Below are 13,422 nucleotides of genomic sequence, written 5' to 3'. Positions count from 1 at the left end.
CAGCAGGAGTACCAGCACACTTATCAGCAGCATCCGCGACACCATCACCATCATCATCGGCAGGTTTGATAACCGTCACCTTGGATGTATCCAAGGTCTTGTCCCCATCCTTAACAGTAACCGTAATCTCGGTACCAGGTGTAGCAGCGGAAGGAACAGAAACCTTGACACTACCGTCCTTCTCAACAGAGCAGGTCGCACCATTATCAGCAGAACACTTAACCGAGTCGGGCAACGCACCATTCTTCGCATCCTTTGGCAAAGTCACATCCGTACCCGGAGTTCCACTACCATCACCCCAAGCCGGGCAACCACTATTAGCAGACGGACCGGCAACACCAGCACACTTATCAGCAGCATCCGCGACACCATCACCATCAGAATCAGCGTTTGCATCTTGGACGGTAACCGGAGCTAGAATTATCCGCTCGTATGCGTCTTTCCCGCTTCCATATGTCATCTTGACCGGAATCAGGTAACTGCCTGGAGTTACGCTTCCTTTCTTCGGGTTCAGGGAAATTGTGCCATCAGAGTTAACTTTTGCCCATGCTTGAGCACCTACCGTAACCTTTGACTGGTCTACTCCCTCAAGCAGGTAGGCTGGAACGTCACCGGCAGCAGCAGCGGAATAAGTTGTATCGGCAGGGGATCTAGTGTTGTTCTCTTTATTAATAGGCGTCGCTACCGTGGCTGTGCCATCCAAATCTATAGTCGTTGTTTTATATTCAGGGGTAACCTTGACAGCAAAACTATCTTTCGCCATTGCCCGGTCACGTACTGGCTTGTCGAAACCGCCAGGGTAGATGGACGCGGTATAAATCTCGTCCTTGGCAAGATTAGCCGGAACAGTGAAGTCACAGGACTCCACAACGCCGAGGTTAGATGCCTGGGTTGTACAAGTCTTTACCTCATTACCGTCACCATCAGTCCAAACAATGTCATAGGTGTTATTTGGAACGAAACCAGTAGCCTTGGTAGGAGCGGTATCGCCCGGTTTTGCCGGATTTGTGGTCTGGTCATAGGTTTCAATATGGAAGTCACGTCCCTCTATCCGGAGGGCGAAGTTCACGTTTTCGACGTTTGATATCGAACCAGTAGTTGCATTTGGAGTCCAGTTCAAACCGTCTTGGTACATGTTGTCACGGAAGTTGTTAAGCGAGCCGCCAACACCATTCGGAAGTTCAGGAGCCACATACATATATTCTGTGTTTACGTGGCGACTGCGCAGGTTCGCCTTAGCCCAAGAAGCATTTGCACCCTCGGGAACCAATTCTCCCCAGGTACCGGCATTCATAATTCCTTTGGCACTGTAGCTATTTCCCCACAGCCCCTGGAACTGCAGATGATATTTACCATCTGCATCTGTGGTGTCGTAAACGGTTTCAGCAATCGCGGATTTACCGGTTTCAGCCTCATAGGCTTTCATAATCTCACGTTGCGCTGCCTTGAACTCGTCACGCTTGTAGTTTTTATTGTCTTTTTTCCATTGGTCAAAGCGGCGGGCTACTTCATCTTGAACATAAGCTCCAACTACCTTAACCCCTGGAACTTTCACTTCACCGAAGCCAGCACTAAAAGTTGGAACGGCTTCAGAATTTCCTTTAGATTGTCGCTCTTCATACCAGACTTGACCGGTAACGTCGCCACCCCCCCCTTTGCGACTGCTCTGCTTCCAGGTGTTTTCAGCCGGGAACATCTGATCAAACTGGGGGCGCTCTTGGAAAGCGATATTGTAATTTTCAGCAAGATTAAACCCAATAACTCCGTTCCAAGTACCGCGATAGCGATCCCCCTGACCGCCAAAGGTTGAATCGCCTTCGACAAAGGCAAGCGTATATTTGCTGGAATCGGGATTATCAGCCCAAATCCGTAGGGTCTGACCCAACGTAGCTTCCCATTTGTGAACCGTGCCAAATGAATCTGTCCAATCTGGCAGCTGGATAACGTAGGTACCGTCAGGCCGAGCCTGGCTATAGTAGACCGGCGACAAGGCGCCTTTTTGCCTTCGGTTGTTGTAATCAGTCCATTGCGCGTAGACCTTAGCTCCGCCAAGACCGATGTCGCCATCTGAAGCACCCTGTTTATCATCTGGCTCCATGTATGAGCGACTACCACTGCGATCAAGAAAAACCCTCCCGCTCACGGCGTGTTTTTCCCCTAGCTCTTGCCCGGGGGAATGAATCGGGTCATCCGCAAAAGCGGTGCTGACCGCAAATACAGGCAAAAGTGCAATTACCATTGCGACAGCTGCTAAAACTGCCCACAATTTTTGCTTGAAATCAAGCGAGCACTTGCTCGCTGTGGAAGTGCTGACCTTGGTCATTAATCCCCCAGACATAAGGCTTATTAAGTGGAGAGGCGACTAAAACCTACCCGAAGCCGGCAGATAGAATGCCCCCCCCCCCGACTTTTGACAGACATTTTCCTAACATTTCTATGATACAGGGGTGCATCTGCCGTTTCAAAGGGGATTTTAAAGGAATACTGCTGGTTGTCCCAGGAAAGAACCGCAGCAGCTGGACTTTAATCTTATTAAGCACCCTAGGCTTTAAGAATCATCACAACCTCTTAATTTAAAACTAAGGGCAACTTTACACCCGTACAGCAGACCCCAAGATGGATACTGACCCGATATTGACCCTCAAGATCCTTCCCAAGGTCACCTATCCTCCAATTCTGGAATCTATGGAAAACATAAAACATACAAGGCGGGGTTCGAGAAAATCTCGAACCCCGCCTTGAGGCGTATGAACACTCAGCTATTTAACTGTTTGTCAAAAGATTTAAACCCCAGACAAAACCGCTTTACCGAGCTGACGGTTAAGCACCGCGATAAAGTCCAGCGGAACCTGCTTCGGGCAGACCGCCGCACATTCACCAAAGTTAGTGCAACCGCCAAAGCCCTCTGCACTCATCTGATTGAGCATCCGGGTCACCCGCTGCAAATTCTCTGGTTTACCCTGGGGCAATAGCCCCAAATGAGTTACTTTCGCAGAGGTAAACAGCATCGCTGAACCGTTCGGGCAGGCAGCCACGCAAGCTCCACACCCGATACAAGCCGCAGCCTCGAAGGCGCGATCTGCGTCTTTCTTGGGCACCGGAGTGGCATGCGCATCCGGAGCAGCTCCGGTATTAACCGAAATGTATCCGCCCGCCTGAATAATACGATCCAAAGCGTTACGATTAACCACCAAATCCTTGATGATGGGGAAAGCAGCTGAACGCCACGGTTCAATAGTGATGGTGTCCCCATCCTTGAACGAACGCATATGCAACTGGCAAGTGGTGGCATTATCCTTTGCCCCCGGCTTGTGATTGCCATGCGGAACCCCATTAATCACCAGACCACACATACCGCAAATACCCTCGCGGCAGTCCGAGTCAAAGGCGACCGGGTCTTCACCCCGGGCAAACAGGTCTTCGTTGAGGATATCCAACATCTCCAGGAAAGAGGAGTCCTCGCTGACACCATGCAGTTTGTATTCATGAATAGCGCCCTCGGCATCTGGGGCAGACTGACGCCAAACTCGCAGAGTGATGTTCACTTGTAGCTCCTTGTCTTAACCTCGATATTGTTGTAAATCAAATCTTCCTTGTGTAGGACAGGAGGCTGATCCTCCCCTTTCCATTCCCAAGCACCCACGTACATGAAGTTTTCATCGTCACGCATAGCTTCACCCTCGGCAGTTTGATGCTCGGTGCGGAAATGCCCGCCACAAGACTCTTCACGATGCAAAGCGTCAATACACATCAATTCGCCAAGTTCCAAGAAATCAGCCAGACGACCAGCACGCTCCAGCGACTGATTCATCTCACCTTGGGACTTACCTGGGATACGAACGTTAGTCCAGAACTCTTTACGCAGATTCCGAATCAAACCAATAGCTTTCTTCAGACCCTCACGGTCGCGAGCCATACCGCAGTATTCCCACATAATCTGACCAAGTTCCTTGTGAATAGAATCCACCGAGCGGGTACCATCAATGGCCATCAAGCGGTCAATGCGCTCTTGCGCCTGGGCTTTAGCAGCTACCACATCAGGATGATCTTGCGGAAGATCTTCCCAGGCCAAAGTATGTGCCAGATAGTCATTAACCGTGTTTGGCAACACGAAATAACCATCAGATAGTCCCTGCATCAAAGCAGACGCACCCAGACGGTTAGCACCGTGATCAGAGAAGTTAGCTTCCCCGCCCACATATAGACCCGGGATAGTGGTCTGAAGGTCATAATCAACCCAAACCCCACCCATGGTGTAGTGCACCGCCGGATAAATCCGCATCGGAACCTCGTAAGGATCATCATCGGTAATCCGCTTGTACATATCAAACAGGTTGCCGTACTTGGCAGAAACCGCAGCCTTGCCCATACGCTTAATCGCATCCGCGAAATCCAAATAGACCCCGCGCGCCACGCCGTCAATCTCGGGGCCTACCCCGCGACCCTCATCGCACATATTCTTGGCTTGCCGCGAAGCAATATCACGCGGAACCAAGTTACCGAAAGAGGGATAGATACGCTCTAAGTAGTAGTCACGATCTTCTTCCGGGATTTCCCGCGGGTCTTTCTTGCAATCCTCTTTCTTCTTGGGAACCCAAATACGTCCATCGTTACGCAAGGATTCACTCATCAAAGTGAGTTTAGATTGCTGGTCACCGTGCTGCGGAATACAAGTCGGATGAATCTGGGTGTAGCAAGGGTTAGCAAAATAAGCGCCCTTGCGGTAAGCACGCCAAGCAGCAGTACCGTTACACCCCATAGCGTTAGTGGACAAGAAGAAAACATTCCCATAACCACCGGTAGCTAAAATAACAATTGAGGCAGTGAAAGTTTCCAGTTCACCAGTTTCCATATCGCGAGCCACAATCCCGCGCGCCCTACCATCAGAAACAATCAGTTCGACCATTTCGTGACGGGAATGAGGAACCACAGTTCCGGCATTAACCTGACGCTGCAACGCCTGGTAGGCACCGATTAGAAGCTGCTGACCCGTCTGACCCCGCGCATAAAACGTACGCGATACCTGCACCCCACCGAAAGAACGGTTATCTAGCAGACCGCCATATTCGCGAGCAAAAGGCACACCCTGCGCTACACACTGGTCAATAATGTTAGCGCTAACCTCGGCCAGGCGGTAAACGTTAGTTTCCCGAGCCCGGTAGTCCCCGCCCTTAACCGTGTCATAGAACAGACGGTAATCCGAGTCGTTATCGTTGCGATAATTCTTTGCCGCGTTAATCCCACCCTGGGCAGCAATTGAGTGCGCCCGGCGAGCAGAATCCTGATAGAAGAACGCATCAACGTGATAGCCCATTTCGCCTAGCGAAGCGGCAGCGGCGCCCCCGGCCAGACCAGTGCCTACCACGATAATCTTGATTTTGCGGCGGTTAGCCGGATTAACCAGAGCAGCATTAAATTTGCGTTGCTTCCAGCAGTTTTCAATCGGTACATCTAGCGGGGCTTTCTGGTCAGCGATTGGCTCGCCAACAGAATATAGACCATCAACTAGGTTTTCTTGTGTAGTCATCTTACGCATCCTTCCCTAACTAACACACCACTGGAGCGGGGTTGGTGATTACCAAATAAAGCGGCGGAATAGCGAACATGGCGAACAGCAATAGCCCCACAATTCCAGAAATATAAACAGTTGCTTGATGCGTATTCTCCCGAATCCAACCCATAGTTTGCAGAGCAGACCATACGCCGTGTCCCACGTGCAAAGACACAATAGCTACCGCACCCAGGTAAATAATCAAGGTCCACCAGTTAGCTGGCGAGAAAGTAGTAACCATCATGTTCCAAGGAGCTACCGGAATCATTTCTTCGCCAACCTTGCAGGTAGCAGAGCTATAGGCTTCCCCTGCGCCAATCTGTACCCACTTCGTGGTGAAGTGGAAGATATGGAAGAAGATGAACAGTGCTAGTAACACGGAGCCGACACGCACAGTTCGAGTCGCGTAGTTGTTCACCACGTTCTGTTTGACTGCGTACTTCTGAGAGCCTCGTCCCTTGCTGGCGCGATGCCACAGGTGGAAGGCGCATACCATATGGATAACGACGCAAGCAAGTAGCAGTACGCGCAGAATCCAAAGCAAGCCTTCATAAGGCAGGATAGGGGCACCGAAGACCCGCAAGTGGTGGGCATAGCCGTTATAGGCATCAGCACCCGCCAGAATCTTCAAGTTGCCGTAGGAATGCATTAACACAAACAGCACAAAAAATACGCCGGTAACGGCCATGCACTGTTTCGCGAAGACCAGGGTGTTCCAGCTTCGCTTCTTCTGAATTTCTTTTGTATTGGCCACGGTCAATAGGCTAACTCACCGGTTTGGACTCACCTAGGAATTAGGGTCTATACGCAGACGACTAAGGAAACCCATTCAGAAATAAAAAACACTAAAACCGGTTTTACCTGCTTCTTTAATCTACTAATTCAGGAGAGGAAACCGAAAACATTTAGGAAAAAAGAGCTCTCTTTCCAAAAAAGAATCAGATAATTGTGTTGCAATTGGGAAAGCGTAAAGTTTCAAAATACCTTCCACCCAAGGTTAAGGGGAGGTCACCTCCGTCCCAATAGGCCCAGGAGAAGGACGTGCCAGGCGTTTTTGCATTACCAAAGCATCTTCGCGGGGATGGGAATAATATCCCCGGCGCACACTCAAGGATGCAAAACCGGCGCGTTCATAAAGTACGATCGCCGCCTGGTTAGAGCGACGCACTTCCAGAAACATTTCAGTTGCTCCCCGCCTCCGAGCCACGCTCAGGGCAGATTTTAAGAGGACGGCTCCTAGCCCTTGGCGACGTTTTCCGGGTAGCACCGCCAGGGAATGTAGCTCAGATTCCGGAACCAGGACCTCCAGCAATGCTGCCCCCAGCAAAAGAGAATCCTCCCAAATCCCAATAGCTACCCCATAACGGGCAGATAGCAATTGCCGCAGCTGCGTGTCATTAAAAGCCTGTCCCCCAAAACAAGAGCGCTCCAGGGCAAGCAGCGCAGGCACGTCCTCGACACTTAAAGGAACGCAACGAGTCACGAAGCTATTTTACCTGGCTAGGAGGCTGCACATCCGGTCGGCGCAAATACAGCGGAGAAACTGTTTCCAATAAATCTGCAGGTAAAACCCGATTAAGACGAACTTTGGCAATGCGACCCAAGACCGCTGCCTCCACCTGGGTAGGCAGTCCTGATTCCGGAGGTAAATCTTGCGGATAAAGATTCGCACCCGCGCCAGCCACAATCAAACCTGGCTTAGCTGCCCGATTAGCAAAATCACTGGCTGAACCCACTTCTGGTCCCCAAAGTAGGCAAACATCATCCGGTCCATCCGCGCGATACTGGGCGCAATAAACCTCTTTACGACGCGCATCAGTAGCCACTAAGACCTCTTTGTCTGGCGACACCAAATCTAAAACCGCTCGCGCAAGCGCATCCAGCGAACTAATACCAATCACCGGAATTCCCAGCGCAAAACCAATCGTGCGGGCAGTTACTAATCCAGAACGCAACCCGGTAAAAGGAGCTGGGCCGCGTCCTACCGCCACCGCCTCAATACCGGCTTTCGCGAGGGCGCACCCACAAGCCTCCTGTATAACCTGACTGACCAGGTCAGATAGATGCTCTGCATGAGAACGCGAGTCAGCACTAGAACGGGAAGCCAAAAGCGGAGTAGGCGAACAGTCATCCCAAAGTGCAACCGAAGCCCCCAATGAAGTATCAATACACAATATCCGCATATTTCTAACCTACTTTTCTTAACCCTTAAATAAACTGGTAAAACACCTGTTCCCAATCAGTTTCTTGCCACCGCTCACCAACAGATCTGATAGTGATATCTCGTTTACCATCATCCATTTCCGCGAGGTCAATCACGCCATTATCACTGGTAGCGCTCCCTCCCTGTTGTCGGTTAATTGTAATCTCCAGCCGAGAACCCGACAGCTGCTCGGTTTTACCCTCTCCCCATTCGATAACCGTAATCGCTTCGTCCAAAGTTGAATCTAAATCGAGAGTCTCCAAATCGGTCAAATCCTTGATTCGATAGGCATCGGCATGAATCAAATCAGCCCCACCCACCAGGGACGGGTGCACCCGCGCCACAATAAAAGTAGGGGACGAAATCCGCCCTTTAACCTGCAAACCAGCACCAATCCCCTGAGTAAAAGTAGTTTTACCAGCTCCCAGACCTCCCGAAAGCATCACTAAATCACCGCGCCGAAGCTGCTTGGCTAATAGCTCTCCGACTGCGCGCGTTGAATCAGGTGAATTGACTCTGATAGTAAAAGGCACGCTTCCTCCTAAATATAAATTCGCGGCACCCGGGAATTAAGGGCAGTAACAATCGTATAGTTTATGGTGTCGGCAGCCCCAGCCCAATCGTCGGCGGTAGGCTCCCCCTGAGAGCCGTCCCCCCAAAGCCGTACGGTTTCTCCCGGATTTAATGGTGGCTGCCCATCCGGAGTGTTACCTAAATCCACCATAAACTGATCCATGCAAATCCGACCTACCTGCGGATATTTCTGCCCATTGGCGGCGACCCAGATTTTTCCGGAGGCATGGCGGTCAATTCCATCCGCATATCCCAGCGGCACAATCCCGATATAGGTATCGCGAGGGGCTACCCAAGTTCCCCCATAGGAAACCGGGTGACCAGCTGGGATTCTCTTTACGCTGATAAGGTCAGCTTCCAAACGCATAATTGGGGTGAGCTGCAAACTGGCGGTAGTCGCCCGTGCCGGATTCGGAGTGAGACCATACATGGCGATTCCATACCGCGCCAGGTCAAAATGTGCCTGTGGATACCACAGCAGTCCCGAAGAAGCCGAAAGGTGACGAATCAGCCGGGTAAATCCACGCTGCTCCGCAGCTTTACACGATTGCCCAAAACGCGAAAGCTGCCTTAAAGTAGCATCTTGCCCAGCCCCGACCTCATCTGCACGCGCCAAATGCGACCAGATTCCGACAATCTCTACCGTTCCCTCGTCACTGGCGAGCTGCGCCGCCGACAGCAAGGGAGATAGCTTATCGGGCAGCGCGCCCTCACGCCCCATCCCGGTATCAATCGTTAAATGAACACGCGCTGTTTTACCTACCGCACGAGCAACACTGACAAGACGGAGTAAAGTTTCAGGATTTGATACTGCAATATCCAAATCAGCTTTGATTGCGGTTTCTAAATCCGCGTCCGGACTGAAAATCCAAGTAAAAATACGGGCTTGTGGAAAACCAGTAAGACCTGCTCGCAACTCGATAGCTTCCGCCAGTTGCGCCACCCCGAACCATTTCACCCCGAACTCCAAGGCGGCGCGAGCAATCTGCACCCCTCCATGCCCATAGGCATTGGCTTTCACAATTGCCATTGCCGAAACATTAGAGTCACATTTGCGCAGCTGATTTAGGTTTTTTTCCAGTGCCGACAGGTCAATAACTGCGCGCGCCGGAAAATCAGTACCCATGACCATGACTATACCGCCCTAAATCCTGGCCAGCGCCCAAGCAATCGCCTGCGGAATCGCCCTAGCAATATCGCTAGCCACAATCGGCGTCCCCAGAGCAGTTAAACCCTTAGCCTCCGGCTCCTCTGATAGGGAAAGCCCCGCCGCATTTCGCGCCGCCATCGCGTGCACCCAAGCAGCAGAGGCAACCGCAAAAGCAACCTGAGAAGCAGACATATGATGACCAGACTGTTCCGCGCGGGCTTGATGCTGAGCCAAAACAGAGGCAACTATCCCCGCAAGCACATCCCCCGAGCCCGCCGTACCCGCCCAAGGCGGGGCTCCCGCCTGACTAAACATAGTTTCATTAGCGCTGGCAATCAGAGTTACCGCCCCTTTAAGCAGCACCGTAGCCTGGGTTTTATCAGCTAAGAACTGCGCCCAGGCAGCCGGAGAAGCCTCCACCTCGGCGCGAGTAACCCCGCCCCGTCCTCCCCCAGCGCCAAGAGCTGAAAGTAGGCGCGCCGCCTCCCCCGCGTGAGGGGTAAGTACTGCCCGGTGGCTAAGATGTCCTCCGGGAACTTGCGCCACAATTTCGGGATAGAAATCAATAGCTCCCGCATCCAACACCAAAGGAATCCCGCTGGTAGCTGCTTGAACAGCCTGATTAACCGCTTCGCGCACCCGAGAAGAATCTTTTGAATCAATACCCGGCCCCACCAGTAGACACTGATGCTTCCCCGCACCTACTACCGCTTCGGGAAAGCGCGAAAGAATCGCGAAAGCCGCCTCCTCGGGGCCCACATAACGCACCATCCCGGCTCCGGCTCGACCCGCGCCTTCCACACACATCACCCCAGTTAAGGGAAAAGAGGACGAACCTGCCACCACCTGCACTACCCCGCGAGTATATTTGTGATCTTGCGCCCGAGGCAGAGCCCAAAACTCACCCACATCTCGAGCCTGTAGGCGAGCAAGCCGGGGTTCGCTGAGCTGTAACCCCAAATCCACTAAGCGCACCTGCCCAAATTCATAGGCTGCCGGTGGCAGTAAACTCGCAGACTTGAGCGCCCCCATAGTTACAGTGACATCTGCCCCCAAACATACCCCAGGAAGGCGACCATCATCTGCGAAAACACCAGAGGGAATATCAATAGCAATCCGTAAAAACTGACGAGGATACGATGCAGAAATCCGGGTAAGCTCCGCAACTACCTGCGATAACGGTTCACGTAGTTTCCCGTTTATCCCAGCTCCTACCAGTCCATCAATCCATACCTTGGCGGCGCGGGCACGCCGAGCAGCAAGGCGCGCAACCTGGCGGGCATTACCAGCTAAATCCACCCGTTCGATGGTTACCTGTGCTTTTTCTGCCGCTGCCAGTGCTTCTAGGTGCGGCTTATCGGAAAGAATCAGCGCTAGACAAGGGTAACCTAGTTTTGCCAGATAGGCCAGGGCGTACAGACAGTCCCCGCCATTATCTCCGCCCCCGACTAACCCCAGAATCGGGCTTTCCGCTACCTTTACTCCGCGAGCAAGCAATAATTCGATAACGGTATCACTGACTTCGCCAGCCGCTTTTTTCATCAAAGTCCCGTGAGGATGCGCAGCCACCACCTGGGCTTCAGCCCTCCTGACTGTTTGTTTCTCGAATGCCTCAATCATGCTGCCCGTCCTTTACCTGACCTTTATTCTACCGTCACCGATTTAGCAAGGTTACGCGGCTGATCTACGTCGTATCCCTTGCTCTTAGCCACCTCACAGGCAAAGACCTGCAAAGGAATCACGCTGAGCAAGGGCATATATAAGGTAGGAGTAACAGGAACCCGGAAAATATGGTCGGCATATCTATCGACTTTATCGTCGCCCTCTTCCGCTACTACCAAGGTGATTGCGCCGCGAGCGCGTACTTCCTGCAGGTTGGAAATCACTTTTTGGTGCAGCTCGGGGCGGCGTGGGGTGGGAACTACCACAAATACGAACTGCCCCGGCTCGATTAGGGCGATAGGACCGTGTTTGAGTTCCCCGGCAGCGAAGCCTTCCGCGTGTGCATAGGCGATTTCTTTAAGTTTCAGCGCCCCCTCCATAGCCACCGGATAGCCCACGTGACGACCTAAGAAAATCGTGGATTTCAGATCCTTGCCGTAGCGTTTAGCGACCTCGACTACCGGCTGAATTTCGTTTAGGAGCGTCTGCATTTTACGGGGAACTTCCGATAGCTTTTCCAGGTAATCTGCGATTTCATCGATATACTTATTGCCGCGAACCTGTGCTAAATAGAGTCCCAACAGGTAACAAGCAGTGATTTGGGCAGTAAACGCTTTCGTGGAGGCGACCGCGATTTCCGGGCCAGCATGGGTTAGCAGTACCGCATCGGATTCGCGCGGAATAGTTGAACCGGGAGTATTCACAATCGCCAGCACTTTCGCCCCCTGTTCACGCGCGTGTCGCACCGCCATAATGGTGTCCATAGTTTCCCCGGACTGGCTAATCGCCACCACTAGGGTGCGCTGATTAACTACCGGGTCACGGTAGCGGAATTCGCTGGCCAGCTCGACTTCTACCGGAATCCGACACCAATGCTCAATCGCATAACGGGCAACCTGTCCAGCATAGGCAGAAGTGCCGCAAGCGATAATCACCATTTTGTTTACTTGCCGCAACACATCTTGACTAATGCGCAGCTCATCTAACGTCAGATACCCTTGCGAATCAGTTCTATCTTGCAAAGTGGCAGTAACTGCCTGAGGTTGTTCATGGATTTCTTTTTCCATGAACGTCCCCCACTCGCCCTTAGAAGTACGATCTACCGAAAAATCTACCGTGAACTGTTTGGGGGTTAAAGCCCGTCCCCGATTGTCAGCTACCTGTACTTGATTAGCGGTCACCATTACCAGTTCATCTTGCCCAATTTCTAGGCACTCCTTGGTGTAATCAGTGAAAGCTAAAACGTCCGAACCAAGGTAGTTGCAATCTTTACCTACCCCGATTACCAGCGGAGAGGAACGCCGTGCGGCAACCACCATTCCGGGGGCATTTCGGTGAATCGCCAAAATCGTGAAAGTACCTTTAAGCTGCGACATCGTAGCCAAAAGCGCTCTCGAAAGACGCGCCGCCGCCCGGTGCACCCCCGCAGCCACTTCGGCACAAACCTGCGCATTATCGAGGACGGGAGCAGGTACCTCAGCTGCGCCCTCCCCCAGAGACGTACCCGCGTCCTCGTCAGCTAAATAGGACGCTGCCAGCAGGTTCGCGATTACTTCCGTATCAGTTTCAGAAACGAAACTGAACCCCTGTTTTTCGAGGACGCGGCGCAAATTATCGGCATTTTCGATAATGCCGTTATGAACTAGCGCGAGTTGCCCATCGGAAGAAATATGCGGATGGGCATTAATATCTGTCGGTCCGCCGTGAGTAGCCCAGCGGGTGTGACCAATCCCTGCAATCGCCTGAGGCAGCGGATTATCCTGCAAATCTGCCCGCAGATTAGCGAGCTTTCCACTCTTTTTACGAATCTCGATGCCGGCGGGGGTAGAAAGCCCAATCCCCGCCGAGTCGTAGCCACGATACTCTAGGCGAGCCAAGCCCCCCATAATCACTTCTTCGGCATCTTTAGTGGGATCTAGCCCTACCATTCCTAAAATTCCACACATGAAATTGATTTTTGCACGACTTCAGCCGCATTGCTATCCAGCCAGTTATCCCGCCCGCATTAGCAGCGATAATCGAAAATAGTATCCGGGGTCGATTACCCAAAGGCATTGCTGTCTCTACGGAGAGTCAATCAGGTCAGCTACAATCAAAAAATAGGTTAGCCTTACCATTGTTTTTTACCAAAGTCACTGCTAAAATCATCCTAAAAAGTAATACAGTGAGGTATCTATGAAAATAAAAGAAAGGGCATTACCCCTAATACTCGCCATATTTTATGGAAAAAGAAGGTTACCACATCCTGAAAGGTGATCAACTGGGACGAGTAATCTACAACGG

10 protein-coding genes are annotated in these 13,422 nt (G+C 52.0%); all 10 read right to left on the bottom strand.

Features of this window, described 5'->3' with window-relative positions:
- Positions 1-2,323 (bottom strand): Rib/alpha-like domain-containing protein (locus PG728_RS06950; protein ID WP_270626616.1); only part of this gene is annotated, 2,323 nt, incomplete at its 3' end.
- 460 nt (positions 2,324-2,783) lie between these two features.
- Complete coding sequence (locus tag PG728_RS06945; protein WP_072510269.1) at positions 2,784-3,545, bottom strand: succinate dehydrogenase/fumarate reductase iron-sulfur subunit; 762 nt, start codon at positions 3,543-3,545, stop codon at positions 2,784-2,786.
- Entirely contained in the window at positions 3,542-5,527 is a 1,986-nt protein-coding gene (locus tag PG728_RS06940; protein WP_072510270.1) for a fumarate reductase/succinate dehydrogenase flavoprotein subunit, read from the bottom strand. The genes PG728_RS06945 and PG728_RS06940 overlap by 4 nt, the downstream gene beginning before the upstream one ends.
- A 19-nt stretch (positions 5,528-5,546) precedes the next feature.
- Positions 5,547-6,305 (bottom strand): succinate dehydrogenase, encoded by a 759-nt coding sequence (locus PG728_RS06935; protein ID WP_072510271.1) that lies wholly within the window; start codon positions 6,303-6,305, stop codon positions 5,547-5,549.
- A gap of 243 nt (positions 6,306-6,548) precedes the next feature.
- The gene (gene rimI, locus PG728_RS06930) at positions 6,549-7,034 is read right to left on the bottom strand and encodes a ribosomal protein S18-alanine N-acetyltransferase (protein ID WP_270626612.1); all 486 of its coding nucleotides are present in this window, start codon (positions 7,032-7,034) and stop codon (positions 6,549-6,551) included.
- A gap of 4 nt (positions 7,035-7,038) precedes the next feature.
- On the bottom strand, positions 7,039-7,734 hold the full coding sequence (gene tsaB, locus PG728_RS06925) for a tRNA (adenosine(37)-N6)-threonylcarbamoyltransferase complex dimerization subunit type 1 TsaB (RefSeq protein WP_270626610.1): 696 nt from the start codon (positions 7,732-7,734) through the stop codon (positions 7,039-7,041).
- A gap of 25 nt (positions 7,735-7,759) precedes the next feature.
- Complete coding sequence (gene tsaE, locus PG728_RS06920) at positions 7,760-8,287, bottom strand: tRNA (adenosine(37)-N6)-threonylcarbamoyltransferase complex ATPase subunit type 1 TsaE (protein WP_270626609.1); 528 nt, start codon at positions 8,285-8,287, stop codon at positions 7,760-7,762.
- An 8-nt stretch (positions 8,288-8,295) separates the two neighbouring features.
- Positions 8,296-9,453 carry an alanine racemase gene (gene alr / locus PG728_RS06915; RefSeq protein WP_270626607.1) on the bottom strand — a complete coding sequence of 386 codons (1,158 nt, stop codon included), beginning with the start codon at positions 9,451-9,453 and terminating at the stop codon, positions 8,296-8,298.
- Positions 9,454-9,471: 18 nt separating this feature from the next.
- Entirely contained in the window at positions 9,472-11,097 is a 1,626-nt protein-coding gene (locus PG728_RS06910; RefSeq protein WP_270626605.1) for a bifunctional ADP-dependent NAD(P)H-hydrate dehydratase/NAD(P)H-hydrate epimerase, read from the bottom strand.
- Positions 11,098-11,120: 23 nt separating this feature from the next.
- Positions 11,121-13,085, bottom strand: coding sequence for a glutamine--fructose-6-phosphate transaminase (isomerizing) (gene glmS / locus PG728_RS06905; protein WP_270626603.1), 1,965 nt, complete (start codon positions 13,083-13,085; stop codon positions 11,121-11,123).
- Positions 13,086-13,422: the final 337 nt, after the last annotated feature.

It is taken from the genome of Varibaculum timonense (genome assembly GCF_027694345.1).
In the GTDB taxonomy this organism is placed as follows: domain Bacteria; phylum Actinomycetota; class Actinomycetes; order Actinomycetales; family Actinomycetaceae; genus Varibaculum; species Varibaculum timonense_A.
This window is presented reverse-complemented; position numbering and strand designations above follow the sequence as displayed.